Origin of the sequence: Candidatus Methylomicrobium oryzae (assembly GCF_016745425.1) — a bacterium.
GTDB lineage: Bacteria > Pseudomonadota > Gammaproteobacteria > Methylococcales > Methylomonadaceae > Methylomicrobium > Methylomicrobium oryzae.
The window spans coordinates 168,074-182,855 of sequence record NZ_JAERVK010000010.1 but is presented as its reverse complement, the minus strand read 5'-3'; the positions used below and the strand labels follow the sequence as shown (position 1 = coordinate 182,855).

The window sequence follows — 14,782 nt, the reverse complement described above, 5'->3', positions numbered from 1 at the left end:
GGCAACCCGCCTTTTTATTTAACCCCAGCTGAATTCCCGATCCATGGACCGTTTGATCAACAAAATCCGAAATATTCCCGATTTTCCGAAACCCGGCATCCTGTTCAAGGACATCACGCCGCTGGTTAAAGATCCGGCGGCCTTGAAACTGTCTGTCCATCAACTGATGGAACCTTTTCTGGGCAGCCAGATCACCGCGATTGCGGGAATGGAAGCGAGGGGGTTTATTTTCGGTTCCCTGGTAGCTTGGGAAATGGGATTGCCCTTCGTTCCACTCAGAAAGCCCGGTAAACTGCCCTATGACGTGCAAAGCGTCTCGTACGACCTGGAGTATGGATCGGCGGGGCTTGAAGCACATATCGACGCATTCGAAGCGAACGACAAGGTGCTGTTGATCGATGATTTATTGGCGACTGGCGGAACCGCCAAAGCCAGTTGCGAACTGATCGAGAAGCTCGGCGCCGAAATTGTCGCGTGCGCTTTTGTGGTGGAGCTGGATTTTTTGAACGGCAGAGAAAAACTTGAAGGCTATCGAGTCCATAGCCTGTTGCATTTTTGAATCGTTCCGTAGGAAACGATGCTCAATCCTCCAAGGATTGAGCAAAAGGTATACGATTACTTCAATTTACGGACTTTCCGCGACTTTTTCTTCGCTGCTTCGGCTTTTGCCAATTGATACTCGAGGCGGGCCTGCTCGTATTTGGTTTTCGCATCGAGATAGGCGGCACCCTGTTCGCCGGCAGCCCGGTTTACCGAGGCAGAAGCCGCCGCGACTGGCGAAGAAGCCTCTACCGCAGCTGACGGCGCAGCGGCAACGCGCTGAGCCGAAGGCTCAACGCTGATTGCACTATGAACCTCAGGTGCAGCGGCTTTGCCCTCCTCAGGCTTAAAAGGCTCTTGAGCCTCAGCGGGCTTAGCATCTGACACATTCGCCTGCGGCTTTTCGCCATCGACAGGCTTTGCCGCATCCTCGAGCAAATCGTCTTCGAAATCAACCAGATCGTTCTTTGTTTCGGATTTGCCGTCGGTCGCCAGATTCTGTCGCCATTGCAGGAACGATTCGCGGGTAAACACATAAGGATCGAGCGCGGCTTCATCGATGAATTTCAATGCGCCTTCCGCGTTCGCACGTGCGCTCAGCATCTGTACCAGCTGTACAGGCATGCCGACATAAGTAGCCGGGTTCGCGGCGGTATCGAATACCGAGCCCGGGATGCCGCGCGCGGTCGACGGCCCGAGGAAAGGAATCACCAGATAGGAACCTTGAGGTACACCCCAAACAGCCAGAGTTTGCTCGAAATCCTCATCGTTTTGCTCGAGCCCTGCATATTGGGCAACATCGAGCAGGCCGCCGACGCCGGCAGTCGTATTGATCAGGAATCGTCCCGTATCTTGCGCGCTTTGTTGAAACTTGGCCTGCATCAGGTCATTCAGCACAACATTGATGTTTTTCAGGTTTGTGAAAAAATTCGACACCCCGGTCTGCATAAATTGCGGAGTCGCCCATTTGTAAGCATTTGCAATCGGTTCGGCCACATAATTATCAACCTTGTCGTTGAAGGCGAAAACCTTGCGGTTGAGATTCTCGTAAGGATCGACAGGATTGGAAGGTGCAGCATTCGCTGTGGGTGAGGTCTTTTCGCCGGTCGAAGCGCAGCCGGTCAACGCTAGCGCGACACCCAAAACAAACGATGCGGGAAAAACAGGTAAAAGTCTGCGGGAGCAAAAGCTGCCAATTGCTTTATTGATGACCATGGAATTATGACTTTGAATAATTATCTATCTTTTCGTTGATTTTCGCGATTAAGGCATCGAAACCTTCCCGCTGCAGGATCGTAGTGTATTCTGATCTTCTCAATGCCAGATCACTCACGCCATCGGCAATGATATTAATGATGCGCCAGCTGTCGCCTTTTTCTTTCAGCCAGTAGTCGAATTTATGCGACTTTTCGCCCGGCACTTTGAAGAGGTAATGCACAACAACGCCGCCGCGCGCCGTTTGCTCTTCGGATTCGAAAACGAACGACTCGCCGCCATACTCCTTGAAATTATGCGCATAAGACGCGATGCTCAACTTGCTGAACACATCGACCAGCTTATCCTGCTGCTCAGTAGTCAGCTTTTCCCATTCCTTGCCAACCACTACGCGGGCAATCTTGACCAGATCATGGCTTTCGGATACCGGTTTGGCCAGTTTATCATATCGTCCTGCATAGCCGAGCGTTTTGCCGTTTTTCATTACCTCGATCAACTCGGACTGAAACTTTTCCACAACCGCTCTGGCACTCATTCCCCCTGCCGCTCCGGCAAACGTGCTAATCGGCGCCAGCAGCAAGAGCACAAGCACAGCTATCCATTTTGATTGTTTTGCTGTCATCATTTTGAAATCCCGATTTAAACAAATTAAACTGTAACAACGGCCAACGGGCGGGGCAAAACTGCACCGCCCGTTGGCCGTCAAACGATCGATTATAAGGAGTAAGCCTTTATATTTAAGTAAGCGGATAAAATTCGATGAAATTTTTTACCCTCTTCGACAGCCGCTGTACCGGATAGGCTTACAGCTATTCCACTCTGATCGGAATACCGGAAAAAGTCGCCTGCGGCTTGACTTCCGCATAGACCGGAGCCGCTTCCGGCACCATTTCACCGCTGGTTTTAGGACCTTTGATTGCGGTCAAAATTCCCTTTAACGGATTCTTCAGCATATCTTCAACCGCAGTCGCCTCATAACCGCAATGAGCCATGCAATTGGCGCATTTCGGGTTATTTACCGTACCGTATTTCTCCCATGGAGTGGTTTCGATCAATTCCTTGAAACTGGAGGTGTAGCCTTCATCCGCCAACAGGTAGCAAGGCTTCTGCCAGCCGAATACGTTGCGGGTCGGATTGCCCCAAGGGGTGCAGTTGTAGCTTTGATTACCGGCCAAGTAATCCAGGTACAATCCGGAATGGTTCAATTTCCATTTGCGTTTCTTTTCTTTGCCGATCCGGAAAATACCCCGGAACAATTCCTTAACTTCCTTCCCCTTGATGAAAACATCCTGTCTCGGCGCGCGCTCATAGCTGAAACCCGGCGCAATCGTAACGCCTTCGACGCCCAGCTCCATCACGTAATCGAGAAACTCGGCCACCTCGTGATCTTTCTCGCCCTGAAACAGCGTACAGTTCACGGTAACCCGAAAACCCTTGCCGAGCGCCAGCTTGATCGCCTCGACCGCCCGGTCGAACACGCCTTCCTGGCATACCGACGCGTCATGGCGCTCGCGCAGGCCATCCAGATGCACCGAGAAAGTCAAATAAGGGGACGGCTTATAATCGTCGATCCGTTTCTTCAGCAGCAGCGCGTTCGTGCACAGATACACGTATTTCTTGCGCGCAATGATGCCTTCGACGATCTTAGGCATTTCCTTGTGAATCAAAGGCTCGCCGCCCGGAATCGACACCATCGGCGCATTGCATTCGTCGACCGCCTGCATGCACTCTTCATAAGAGAGGCGCTTATCGAGGATTTCGTTGGGATAATCGATCTTGCCGCACCCCGCGCAAGCCAAATTACAGCGGAACAGCGGTTCCAGCATCAATACCAGAGGGTATTTTTTCACGCCTTTGATTTTTTGCTTGAGCAGATAAGTGCCTACTGTTAATTGTTGACGTATTGGAACTCCCACGCGAAAACCCTCCAAAAGAAATTCAAAAAAATTGCGGAATCCGTTTCCCGGAGCCGCGATTCCTAAACCGATACGGACGCCGCCGCCTGTTGCATATCAACAACATTCCCGCCATTTTACTGCCAAAATGGCCGCTTTCGAGTAAAATAACCTCAAAAGCAAATGCTTTGAACGAGCGTCTGTTTCATTTTGGTGACTAGAATACTCTTTTTTTCCAAACGACTCCAGTTTTAGCAACAAAATATCTGAATTACACGACGAATTCGCCTTTACTCTTTCCTTTCCTTCTCCTTAAATAACCCTTGTATCTTTTTGTTTTTAATTTGTTTTCTATATACACCCAAATACCACAACTATCCTATTGGCAACAAAACAACATTACTTTGCAAATTGCCAACAAACAAGCTATCATTGCGATCAATGAAAAAGAACCACTCATTCAATAGGCCGAAGGACTCTTGCTTATGAATAAAGATCGAAATTTTTTGAACGACCCTAAATCACTGAGCAAACTTCCTGACGATGCCTTTCAGACGGAACTCCTAAAAGGCGTGTCCAGAACATTTGCATTGACCATTCCTCAGCTGCCATCGCCGCTGTACGGACCGGTCGCCAATGCCTATCTGCTCTGCCGGATCGTCGATACGATCGAAGACGAAGTCTCGTTGACACCGGAACAGAAAAGTTATTTTTGTTCCGAATTCATCGATGTAGTTAAAACCGGCCTCAATTCCGAACCGTTCGCGGCCGAACTGGCGCCTTTGCTGTCGGATAAAACCCTGCCCGCCGAACATACGCTGATCCATGTGATGCCGCGCGTGATCGAGATCACCCACTCGTTCGACCCGGAGCAGATCGATGCGCTCGCCGAATGCGTCGCTACGATGGCGGAAGGCATGTCCGCGTTCCAGTCGCAAAATCTGCATCACGGCCTGGCAACGCTGGCCGACCTGGATAAATATTGTTACTACGTTGCGGGCTGTGTCGGCGAAATGCTGGCCAAATTATTTTGCCATTACTCGCCGGCAATCGCCGAGCACCGGGACGAGCTTCTGCGTTTGTCGGTCTCTTTTGGCCAGGGCCTGCAAATGACCAATATCCTGAAAGATATCTGGGACGATGCCGAACGCGGCGTCTGCTGGCTGCCGCAGGACATATTTCGCGAAACCGGTTTCGATTTGAAAAAACAGACGCCGGACGCAAATGATCCAAGTTATAAGGAAGGCCTGACACACTTGATCGGCATAGCGCACGGTCATCTCCGTAATGCGTTGCGTTATACGCAGTTGTTGCCGGCACACGAAACGGGGCTGCGCAATTTCTGCCTGTGGGCGTTGGGAATGGCGGTACTGACGTTGAAGAAAATCAAACGTCACCTCGACTTCAACCGCTCCGAGCAAGTCAAAATTTCCAGGAAAAGCGTGAAGGCGACGATTTTAGCGACCCGATTGACCGTGCGCAGCAACTGGCTGCTCGGATTGCTTTTCGATATGACGGGACGGGAACTCAAAACCCCCGAATGGCAATACTCCGCACCCAATTTATTAGCTCAATTAAACCATTAAGGACACCCCATGTTTACCGATGCTAACACACAGATAAATACCGGCGATGCTCCGAGCTCATCGACACCGATCCAATCCCATGCCTATGATCTCGACCGTGCGATCAAAAAGGCCCAGGACAGCCTGATCAAGCTGCAGGATCCGACCGGTTTCTGGGTTTTCGAACTGGAAGCGGATTGCACGATTCCGTCCGAGTACATCATGATGATGCATTTCGTCGACGACATCAATGTGGGCCTGCAGAACAAAATCGCCAACTATCTGCGTTCGCGCCAATCCGAAGACGGCAGCTTTCCGCTGTTTACCGGAGGACCTGGCGACATCAGCGGCAGTGTGAAGGCCTATTACGCACTGAAGATGGCCGGCGACGATATCGACGCGCCGCATATGAAACGTCTGCGCGAATGGATTTTGAGCCAAGGCGGCGCCGCGAAAGCGAACGTATTCACCCGGATCGCGCTGGCGACCTTCGAACAATTGCCGTGGCGCGGCGTACCGTATATTCCGGTCGAAATCATGTTATTCCCAAAATGGTTCCCGTTCCATCTGGACAAGGTGTCGTACTGGTCCCGAACCGTGATGGTGCCGCTGTTCATCCTGTGCAGCATGCAGGCGAAAGCCAAGAATCCGCATAAGGTCAACGTGCTCGAACTGTTCACCGTCCATCCCGACGAAGAAAAGCATTATTTCCCGGAAAGAACGCTGCTGAACAAGATCTTCCTGGGACTGGACAAATTGGGCCGCCTGACCGCGCCGCTGATCCCGAAAACAATGCGCGAGCGTGCGATCCAGAAAGCGCTGGATTGGTTTACCGAACGCCTGAACGGCGAGGACGGGCTCGGCGGCATTTTTCCGGCCATGGTCAATGCCTACGAATCGATGCTGCTTCTTGGATTCCCCGAAGACCACCCGAATGTCGTGATCGCGCGCCAATCGATAGACAAACTGCTGGTAATCAACGAAAACGATGCCTATTGCCAGCCCTGCCTGTCGCCTGTCTGGGATACCGGTCTGGCCGCGTTAGCGCTGCAGGAAGCGAATCGGAACGGTAACAAGGACAGCCTGACGAAAGCCTACGACTGGCTCAAAACCAAGCAATTGAAGGACGAGCCAGGCGACTGGCAGGTCGCGAAACCGGACCTGCCGGGCGGTGGCTGGGCGTTCCAGTTCAACAACCCCCATTACCCGGATGTCGATGACACCGCGGTCGTCGCGTTCGCGATGGCGGATTCCGGCCTGCCCGATATGGAAGAACCGATTCAACGCGCGACTCGCTGGATCGAAGGCATGCAGTCGAAAAACGGCGGCTACGGGGCCTTCGATGCCGATAATACCAATTATTATCTGAACGAGATTCCGTTCGCCGACCACGGCGCGCTGCTCGACCCGCCGACCGCCGACGTCAGTGCACGCTGCGCGATGCTAATGGCGAAGATCGCGGAAGAGCAGAAGGAATATCTGCCGGCACTCGAGCGCACGATCGAATACCTGCGCCGCGAACAGGAAGCCGACGGCTCCTGGTTCGGCCGCTGGGGCACCAACTACATTTACGGTACCTGGTCGGTACTGTTGGGCCTCGAACAGACCGGCCTGCCGAAAGACGATCCGATGTATACCAAAGCCGTAACATGGCTGAAAAGCATCCAACGCGAAGACGGCGGCTGGGGCGAGGACAATTTCAGCTACCACGACACCGGTTTCAGCGGCAAATACCGGTTCAGCACCGCGTTCCAGACCGCTTGGGCGGTGCTCGGCCTGATCGCAGCCGGCGAAACGAAAAGCCCGGAAGTCAAGGCCGGCGTCGACTTTCTGTTGCGCAAACAGCAGGCCGACGGCTTCTGGAACGACAAATGCTTTACCGCGCCCGGATTCCCGCGCGTGTTTTACCTGAAATATCACGGTTACGACAAGTTCTTCCCGCTATGGGCGCTGGCGCGTTACCGCAATGAGTTAGCCAAGCCGTGATTACCGGTATCGTTGTCGCCCTGCCCGAAGAAATCGTCACACTGACCGCCAAGCGCATCGACAAGGGCCATTGCGTGTTCATCGGCGACAAGATTCTGGTCGCCTGTGCCGGCATGGGTCCGAAGAATGCGGCGGCGGCAGCCGAGCTATTAATCTCGAAAGGCGCGTCCCGGCTGATCAGCTGGGGCTGCGCCGCGGCGCTCGAACCGTCTTTACGGGCGGGCGACCTGACGCTTGCGGACCGTCTGCTCGACTCCGAAAATGAAGAAATCAGGGTCAATCAGGACTGGCTGAACCATACCCAAGCGGTGTTTGCCGAAGCATTTATCGGCCGGCACAAACAGGCCGCTCTGCATACCGGCCTTTTGACCGAAAGCGACACGGTCGTCACCTCCGGCAACGCCAAAAAACAACTGCATTCTTTTACAGGCGCCCTGGCCCTGGATATGGAAAGCAGCACAATCGCGAAAGTCGCGCACAAGCGCGGTTTGCCTTTCCTGGCGATTCGTGCGATCGCCGATCCTGCCGGCATGGGTTTGCCGGAAGCGGTCGTATATGCAACCAATGTCGACGGCGAAATCGCGATCGGCAAATTGTTAGGCTATCTGCTTCTCCACCCTGCGCAATTGCCGAGCCTGATTAAACTCGGCCTTTATTTCAACAAGGCTAAACAGACCTTGAAACAGGCCGCCGGCCGGCTTGAATCGATCGCCGAATTCAACTGTCTATCTGCCGACCGGCAAGCCTCTTGACCGGCTATTTTTTAAAAGCTTTTGCCCACCCGATAACTATTAACGAAAGACCGCTCATTATGTCATTCAGCATCGCCGAGCTTTTCGCTCAACACAGCACCGATAAGTTCGATCTGCACGAACAGTTTCTGAACAACCAGATGGTTCGGGTTTTGAAAACGATCGGCTACGACCGCCACTACAAACGCGCCGTCGGCCAATATCTTTACGATCAGCACGATAACGAATACCTGGACCTTCTAAGCGGCTTCGGCGTGTTCGCGATCGGCCGCAACCATCCGACTGTGATCAGCGCACTGCATGAAACCCTGACTCTGGAGTTGCCGAATCTGGTGCAATTGGATGTTTCGGTGCTGAGCGGGCTGTTGGCGCAGGAAATCCTGAAAACCACGCCGGACAACCTGACCAAGATGTTCTTCTGCAACTCCGGCACCGAAGCGGTCGAAGCGGCAATCAAATTTGCCCGCTACACAACCAAGCGCGAGAAAATCGTGTTCTGTGAACATGCCTATCACGGCCTCACGATGGGCGCTTTGTCGCTGAACGGCGAACCGATCTTCCGGGAAGGCTTCGGCCCCCTGCTGCCAGGCTGCAGCGCGGTCCCGTTCAACGATCTGGCCGCGCTCGAACAGGCCTTGAGCGGCAAGGATGTCGCGGCCTTTATCGTCGAACCAATTCAGGGAAAAGGCGTGAACCTTCCGGACGATAACTATCTGTCCGAAGTCGAAAAAATATGCAAAAAATACGGCACGTTATTCGTCGCGGACGAAGTGCAGACCGGCCTCGGCCGTACCGGCAAATTCTGGGCGATCGAGCACTGGAACGTGAAGCCTGACATGATCTGCATGGCGAAAGCCCTATCAGGCGGCTTCGTGCCGGTCGGCGGCGTCGCGATGACCACGAAGATCATGGACAGCGTCTATAACCGGATGGATCGCGCGGTAGTGCACGGTTCGACTTTCTCGAAGAACAACATGGCGATGGCGGCAGGACTTGCGACGCTGAACGTGATGCAGGAAGAAAATCTGGTCGAAAACAGCGCGAAAGTGGGCGACGACATCATCGCGACGCTGAATGCGATGTCCTCGAAATTCGAATTCCTGAAGGAAGCGCGCGGCAAGGGTATGATGATCGCGATCGAGTTCCATGCGCCGAAAAGCCTGACCTTGAAAGCGGCCTGGGCGATGCTCGAAGCGGCGAACAAAGGCCTGTTCTGCCAGATGATCACGATTCCGCTGTTCAAGGAACACCGGATTCTGTCGCAGGTGGCCGGCCACGGCATGAACGTGGTCAAACTGCTGCCGCCGTTGAATCTCACGCAGAAAGATCGCGACCATATCATCGCGGCGTTCGACAAGACGATCTCCGATACCCATCAGATTTCCGGCGCGATCTGGGACTTGGGTAAGAATCTGGCCAGCCATGCGCTGAAAGGCAAAAGCGGCAAATAAGAGGAATCGTGAGATGAAAACATTACTGAAACTGTGCTTAATGGCATGGACCCTGTGCCAGGTAGATCCGGCGGCCGCGCATGCGGTGGTGACCGATTATTCGCTGAAAATGCAGCCTATCCGCGCCAATCGGCCGGACAAGGTCGTGATGACTTTCAATTCGCAGATCGAACTGGGCCTGTCGCAAGTATTTCTGGTCCGTAAAGGCGATACGCACGAACTGCTGAAGATCGGCAACGGCGAAAAACAGGGCCAGCTCGTCGTCGAAGTACCGGCGCTTGAGCCCGGCGATTACGCGATCAAGTTCAAGGTCTTTGCCGCCGACGGCCATTTGACCGAAGACGTAATTCATTTTTCTGTAGCACAATAAGTTTTTTAGTTTATGGCAGGCATAGCGGACTTTCTCGACTCGCTGATCGGCGGACTCGACCTCATTTGTTTTTGTCTCATGGTAGGCAGCTTGTTCTGGGGGCTTTTCGTGTTGCGTCCCTGGGAACGGCAACACGGATACAATGCCGTGCATTTGGATACGACAATCACCTTGTTGTACAAAGGCGGCTTTTATCTGGCCGGAGCCCAGCTTTTCAAGATCGTTCTGAAAGTCTGGCTGATGACGGCGGTACTCGAACGCTGGCCTTTTCCCGAGTTCGCTTCGACCACCCAATTCATCGGCGGCGTGATTCGCACCGTCTTGGCTCTGGCGGCGGCTTTTTATTGCCAGCGCATATTGCGAGCGCATGCCGAGTCGCAAAAACACTGGATCGCCGCCATGCTTGTCGCGCTGCCGATGATCATTTCCGGCGCCTGGCTGGTCCATGCGGCAGGCCGCTTCGACAACCGAGTGATGCTGATGTCGCTAACCGTCGCGCACCAGTTGGCTGCCGCAGCCTGGATCGGCGGCGTATTTCAATTGGTCAACGTCTGGCTGTTGAGATACCGAGGGCAGATTCAAGCCGATTTATGGCCGTTCCTTCTCAAACGCTTTTCGATCTTCGGGATTACCTCGGTCAGCCTGTTGCTGATTTCAGGGGCACCGATCGCACTGCAATACATCACGACCTGGAACGGCCTGGTCGGCACCGGTTACGGCAATCTCTTAATGGTCAAGATCGCGCTGCTGTCGCTCGCATTGGGATTGGCCTGGCTGAACCGCAGTGCGGTGCTCGCTTACGGGATCAGCGGCAATCCCACCCGCCTGAATCGAGGTGTGCCTTATTATATTGAAGCCGAAACCTTTATCCTGGTCACATTGCTGTTTACTGCGGCCAGTCTGGCCTCCCAGCCGCCGGCAATCGACATCCCGAGCCTGACCGCCACCTGGCAGGAAGTTCTGGAAACCTTCAAGCCGGCCATCCCGCGCACCACGTCGCCGACTCACACCGCGCTGATTGCGGGCGAGGCGGGCCGAGTTGCGATCATCGGCCAAGTGCCTTCGATTGCCGCAACCGAATGGTCGAATTACAACCACAATATCGCCGGCATCTTCCTGACTGTAATGAGCTTCTTCGCGATGCTGTCCTATCTGAAATCGCCAGCCCCCTTCCTCAATCGCTTTTTCGAGTCGATCAAATTCTGGCCGCTCGGCTTCGTGCTGCTCGGAATTTTCCTGTTCTTCCGCAGCGATGCAGAAACTTGGCCTCTGGGCCCGATCGGCTTCTGGGAAAGTACATTCAACAACGGCGAAGTCCTGCAGCACCGGATCGCAACCCTGCTGGTCTTTGTGCTCGGTATGATTGAAATCCGGGCGCGCATGCAGAGCAATCAAAACTCGCGCCTGCCGCTGGTGTTTCCGTTGCTGGCAGCTTTCGGAGGACTGATGCTGTTGACCCATTCGCACGTCGGCTTTCAGGCCAAAAGCGCCTTTCTGATCCAGGTCGGTCATACTGCGATGGGCGTATTTGCGCTGATCCTCGCCACCGGCCGCTGGCTCGAACTAAAGCTCGAAAAGCCCGGCAAGGATATTGCCGGCTTCGTTTCCGTTGCAGCTCTGTTCCAAATGGGGCTTATTCTGATGTTCTATCGCGAACCCCTGTACTAATATGAAACTCACGACCGAATTTCCGTTGCTCGATCAGATCAATCTGCCTGCGGACCTGCGCAAGCTGAACAAGGATCAGCTCAAGCCGCTCGCCAAGGAGTTGCGCGAGTACCTGACCCACACGGTCAGCGTCTCCGGCGGCCACTTCGCGGCCGGGCTCGGCACGGTCGAGCTGACCGTGGCGCTGCACTACGTGTTCAATACCCCCGAGGACCAACTGGTCTGGGACGTCGGCCACCAGGCCTACCCGCACAAGATCCTGACCGGCCGCAAAGGCCGCATGACCACGATCCGCACCTTCGGCGGCATCGCCGCGTTCCCGTCCCGGAGCGAGAGCGAGTACGACGCCTTCGGGGTCGGCCATTCCAGCACTTCGATCAGCGCCGCCCTGGGCATGGCGATCGCGGCCGCCCGGAATGGCGAGCACAAACAGATGGTGGCGATCATCGGCGACGGCAGCATCACCGGCGGGATGGCCTACGAGGCCATGAACCATGCCGGGGCCCTGGATGCGAATGTGTTGGTGATTCTGAACGACAACGAGATGTCGATCTCGCCGAACGTCGGGGCGATGAATAATTACCTAGCCAAAATCCTGTCCAGCCGGCTTTACGTGTCAGCCTGGGAAGAGAGTAAAAAGGTGCTCAGCAGCATGCCGACCGTTTGGGAACTCGCGCGCCGCACCGAATCGCACATTAAAGGCATGGTGGTGCCGGGGACCTTGTTCGAGGAGCTCGGCTTCAACTACATCGGTCCCATCGACGGCCATGACCTGGACGTCTTGATTCCGACCCTGGAGAACCTGAAGGCGATGCCCGGCCCCCGCCTCCTGCACATCGTCACCAAGAAAGGCAAGGGCTATGCCCCGGCCGAGAAGGATCCTTTGGCCTACCATGGCGTGCCCGCCTTCGATCCCCGCCAGGACTCGCTGCCCAAGTCGGCCCCCTCCCCGCACCCGACCTATACCGAAGTGTTCGGCCGCTGGCTCTGCGACATGGCCGAACAGGACGAGCGCCTCTTGGGCATCACCCCGGCCATGCGCGAGGGCTCCGGGCTGGTCAAGTTCTCCGAACGCTTCCCGGACCGGTATTTCGATGTCGCGATCGCCGAGCAGCATGCGGTGACCCTGGCTGCGGGCCAGGCCTGCCAGGGCGCCAAGCCGGTGGTGGCGATCTATTCGACCTTTCTGCAGCGGGCCTACGACCAGCTGATCCATGACGTGGCGATCCAAAACCTGGACGTCTTGTTCGCGCTGGACCGGGCAGGCTTGGTCGGACCCGATGGGCCGACCCATGCCGGCAGCTTCGATTTCAGCTACCTCAGCTGCGTACCGAACCTGGTGGTGATGGCGCCGGCCGACGAGAACGAGTGCCGGCAGATGCTCTACACCGGCTTCCTCCATGACGGCCCGGCCACGGTCCGCTACCCGCGCGGCAAAGGGCCGGGGGTGGCGGTCGAGCAGACGATGACCGCCTTGCCGCTCGGCAAGGGCGAGATCCGCCGCCAGGGCAGCAAGATCGCGATCCTCGCCTGGGGCAGCCTGGTCGCCCCGGCGCTCCAGGCGGCCGAGCAGTTCGGCGCCACGGTCGCCAACATGCGCTTTGTGAAGCCGCTCGATGCAGCCTTGATCCGCGAGCTCGCCGACAGCCATGAAATCCTGGTCACGGTCGAGGAGAACGTGCTCGCGGGCGGGGCCGGCAGTGCGGTGAACCAGTTCCTGCAGGCCCAGCGCATCCTGATGCCGGTCTTGAACCTGGGCCTCCCCGACGCCTTCGTCGAACAGGGCACCCGCGAGGAACTGCTCACCCTCTGCGGCCTCGATGCCCAGGGCATCGCCAACCGCATCCAAGCGTTCACCGGCTGAAAATCTGACCTATGCTCGAAATCGTCCAGGTACCGGTCCTGACCGACAACTACATTTACCTGATCCATGATCCGGTGTCCCGGGATACCGCAACGGTCGATCCAGCCGAAGCGCGGCCGGTGCTGGACGTATTGGCGAGCAAAGGCTGGAAGCTGACCTGCATTTTGAACACCCACCATCACTGGGATCACGTCGGCGGCAATCTGGAGCTGCAACAGCAGACCGGCTGCTGCGTAATTGCGCCTTCGGCCGACCGCCACCGGATTCCCGGCATTGACCTGGGCGTATCCGAAGGCGACACGATATCCCTCGGCAATCATACCGCCCGCGTAATGTATACTCCCGGCCATACACTCGGCCATGTCGTCTATCATTTCGCCGACGACCGGCTTTTATTCTGCGGCGATACCTTGTTCGTGATGGGCTGCGGCCGCCTGTTCGAAGGCACCGCCGAGCAGATGTGGGATTCTTTGCAGCGGTTGAAAGCGCTGCCGGCCGATACGCGCATCTACTGCACGCACGAATATACTCAAACCAACGGCCGCTTTGCGCTGACGGTGGAGCCGAACAATCCGACACTGATTGAGAAAATGCGGCAAGTGGACGAACTGCGGGCTCGAGGCCTTCCGACCGTACCCTCGACGATCGGCGAAGAACTTGCCACCAATCCGTTTTTCAGAGAAGACAGCTTCTCGCTTCAAGAGACCATCGGCTTAAGAAATGCGGCGCCTGTTCGGGTATTTGCCGAAATCCGGCGTTTGAAAGACAGGTTTTAAGCGGGAAGTCTACAGGTAGGAACCTGTAGATTTACGGAGAGGAAAACACGGCCTCTCGCGTTTCACTGCGAAAGGCCGGATAAAACCATTTTAGGATTCCAAGAGTTCCGCGAAAGGTTTGAAATTTTCGTTGTTATGTTGGGTACACACGCTGAACCGATAGTCTTGATCGTTCACCGATATCTGAATATGGCCCAGGTTCGATTTGTTTTTGCACTGTGTTCCCTTCGCCGTGCTCGCCTGGCATTGTTTGCCGTCATCCAACCGGACAACGTTATCCGAATCGCCTGCTGACTCGGCTATTTCAATTGTTTCCGAGGGTTCTTCAACCTTTCCGAGGTCCTTGATCACTTGCGCCACTGAGGCAATGCCCGAGGACTCTGCCACTGACTTGTTTTGGCCTGCCAGATATTTGCTCACGCCGGTGCGCTTTGCCGGCTCCGCTTCGGGTTCTGGAGCGGTTTCGGCTTTCGGCTCGGATGCGGCTTCAGGTTTTTTGGCGGCAGCCGGTTTGAACTCTTTGCCGACCGCCGCGAGGTATTTGGCGACGCGGGACAACGGGGCGCCGGCTTCTTGCTCGGTTTTTTCCTCGGCAATGGCTTCGGATTGCGGAGCTGCCTCGGCAACCACAGGCTCAGCGGCTTCTGCCTCGGGCTCGGCTGCCGCTTCCGCCGGCTTGGCGGCCGCTTCCTGGCTGGCC

13 protein-coding genes are annotated in these 14,782 nt (G+C 55.6%); 9 read left to right on the top strand and 4 right to left on the bottom strand.

The window, feature by feature from the left end:
- The first annotated feature begins 43 nt into the window (after positions 1 to 43).
- Entirely contained in the window at positions 44 to 559 is a 516-nt protein-coding gene (locus JJL52_RS12845; RefSeq protein ID WP_202052860.1) for an adenine phosphoribosyltransferase, read from the top strand.
- A gap of 56 nt (positions 560 to 615) precedes the next feature.
- Here JJL52_RS12845 and JJL52_RS12840 read toward each other — a convergent pair whose 3' ends face one another.
- The 3 genes from JJL52_RS12840 to hpnH all read right to left on the bottom strand — a co-directional run bounded on the left by JJL52_RS12840 (position 616) and on the right by hpnH (position 3,671).
- Positions 616 to 1,683 carry an MlaA family lipoprotein gene (locus tag JJL52_RS12840; RefSeq protein WP_336885070.1) on the bottom strand — a complete coding sequence of 356 codons (1,068 nt, stop codon included), beginning with the start codon at positions 1,681 to 1,683 and terminating at the stop codon, positions 616 to 618.
- 76 nt (positions 1,684 to 1,759) lie between these two features.
- On the bottom strand, positions 1,760 to 2,377 hold the full coding sequence (locus JJL52_RS12835; protein WP_202052885.1) for an ABC transporter substrate-binding protein: 618 nt from the start codon (positions 2,375 to 2,377) through the stop codon (positions 1,760 to 1,762).
- Positions 2,378 to 2,564: 187 nt separating this feature from the next.
- Complete coding sequence (hpnH, locus tag JJL52_RS12830; RefSeq protein ID WP_202052857.1) at positions 2,565 to 3,671, bottom strand: adenosyl-hopene transferase HpnH; 1,107 nt, start codon at positions 3,669 to 3,671, stop codon at positions 2,565 to 2,567.
- Between the two features lie 464 nt (positions 3,672 to 4,135).
- Here hpnH and JJL52_RS12825 point away from each other — a divergent pair, with 464 nt between their 5' ends.
- Genes JJL52_RS12825 through gloB form a run of 8 tightly spaced genes read left to right on the top strand, consistent with a single transcriptional unit; the run spans position 4,136 to position 14,082 of the window.
- A complete protein-coding gene (locus tag JJL52_RS12825; protein ID WP_202052855.1) occupies positions 4,136 to 5,236 on the top strand; it encodes a phytoene/squalene synthase family protein in 1,101 nt (366 codons plus the stop codon).
- Between the two features lie 9 nt (positions 5,237 to 5,245).
- Positions 5,246 to 7,201, top strand: coding sequence for a squalene--hopene cyclase (shc, locus tag JJL52_RS12820; RefSeq protein WP_202052853.1), 1,956 nt, complete (start codon positions 5,246 to 5,248; stop codon positions 7,199 to 7,201).
- On the top strand, positions 7,198 to 7,953 hold the full coding sequence (locus JJL52_RS12815; protein WP_202052852.1) for a phosphorylase family protein: 756 nt from the start codon (positions 7,198 to 7,200) through the stop codon (positions 7,951 to 7,953). Before shc ends, JJL52_RS12815 begins: the two co-directional genes overlap by 4 nt.
- A gap of 59 nt (positions 7,954 to 8,012) precedes the next feature.
- Positions 8,013 to 9,404 carry an aspartate aminotransferase family protein gene (locus JJL52_RS12810; protein ID WP_202052850.1) on the top strand — a complete coding sequence of 464 codons (1,392 nt, stop codon included), beginning with the start codon at positions 8,013 to 8,015 and terminating at the stop codon, positions 9,402 to 9,404.
- A 13-nt stretch (positions 9,405 to 9,417) separates the two neighbouring features.
- Positions 9,418 to 9,774 carry a copper resistance CopC family protein gene (locus tag JJL52_RS12805; protein WP_202052848.1) on the top strand — a complete coding sequence of 119 codons (357 nt, stop codon included), beginning with the start codon at positions 9,418 to 9,420 and terminating at the stop codon, positions 9,772 to 9,774.
- A 12-nt stretch (positions 9,775 to 9,786) separates the two neighbouring features.
- Positions 9,787 to 11,442, top strand: coding sequence for a copper resistance D family protein (locus tag JJL52_RS12800; protein ID WP_202052847.1), 1,656 nt, complete (start codon positions 9,787 to 9,789; stop codon positions 11,440 to 11,442).
- A gap of 1 nt (position 11,443) precedes the next feature.
- The gene (dxs, locus tag JJL52_RS12795) at positions 11,444 to 13,306 is read left to right on the top strand and encodes a 1-deoxy-D-xylulose-5-phosphate synthase (protein WP_202052845.1); all 1,863 of its coding nucleotides are present in this window, start codon (positions 11,444 to 11,446) and stop codon (positions 13,304 to 13,306) included.
- 11 nt (positions 13,307 to 13,317) lie between these two features.
- Positions 13,318 to 14,082, top strand: coding sequence for a hydroxyacylglutathione hydrolase (gene gloB / locus JJL52_RS12790; RefSeq protein ID WP_202052843.1), 765 nt, complete (start codon positions 13,318 to 13,320; stop codon positions 14,080 to 14,082).
- A gap of 90 nt (positions 14,083 to 14,172) precedes the next feature.
- Here gloB and JJL52_RS12785 read toward each other — a convergent pair.
- Positions 14,173 to 14,782, bottom strand: a 610-nt coding sequence (locus JJL52_RS12785) for a hypothetical protein (protein ID WP_202052842.1), incomplete at its 5' end; no start/stop codon positions are given.

Coding starts and splice junctions, on each gene's coding strand:
- JJL52_RS12845 (WP_202052860.1), top strand. CDS start 44: ATGGACCGTTTGATCAACAAAATCCGAAATATTCCCGATTTTCCGAAA.
- JJL52_RS12835 (WP_202052885.1), bottom strand. CDS start 2,377: ATGACAGCAAAACAATCAAAATGGATAGCTGTGCTTGTGCTCTTGCTG.
- JJL52_RS12825 (WP_202052855.1), top strand. CDS start 4,136: ATGAATAAAGATCGAAATTTTTTGAACGACCCTAAATCACTGAGCAAA.
- shc (WP_202052853.1), top strand. CDS start 5,246: ATGTTTACCGATGCTAACACACAGATAAATACCGGCGATGCTCCGAGC.
- JJL52_RS12810 (WP_202052850.1), top strand. CDS start 8,013: ATGTCATTCAGCATCGCCGAGCTTTTCGCTCAACACAGCACCGATAAG.
- JJL52_RS12805 (WP_202052848.1), top strand. CDS start 9,418: ATGAAAACATTACTGAAACTGTGCTTAATGGCATGGACCCTGTGCCAG.
- JJL52_RS12800 (WP_202052847.1), top strand. CDS start 9,787: ATGGCAGGCATAGCGGACTTTCTCGACTCGCTGATCGGCGGACTCGAC.
- dxs (WP_202052845.1), top strand. CDS start 11,444: ATGAAACTCACGACCGAATTTCCGTTGCTCGATCAGATCAATCTGCCT.
- gloB (WP_202052843.1), top strand. CDS start 13,318: ATGCTCGAAATCGTCCAGGTACCGGTCCTGACCGACAACTACATTTAC.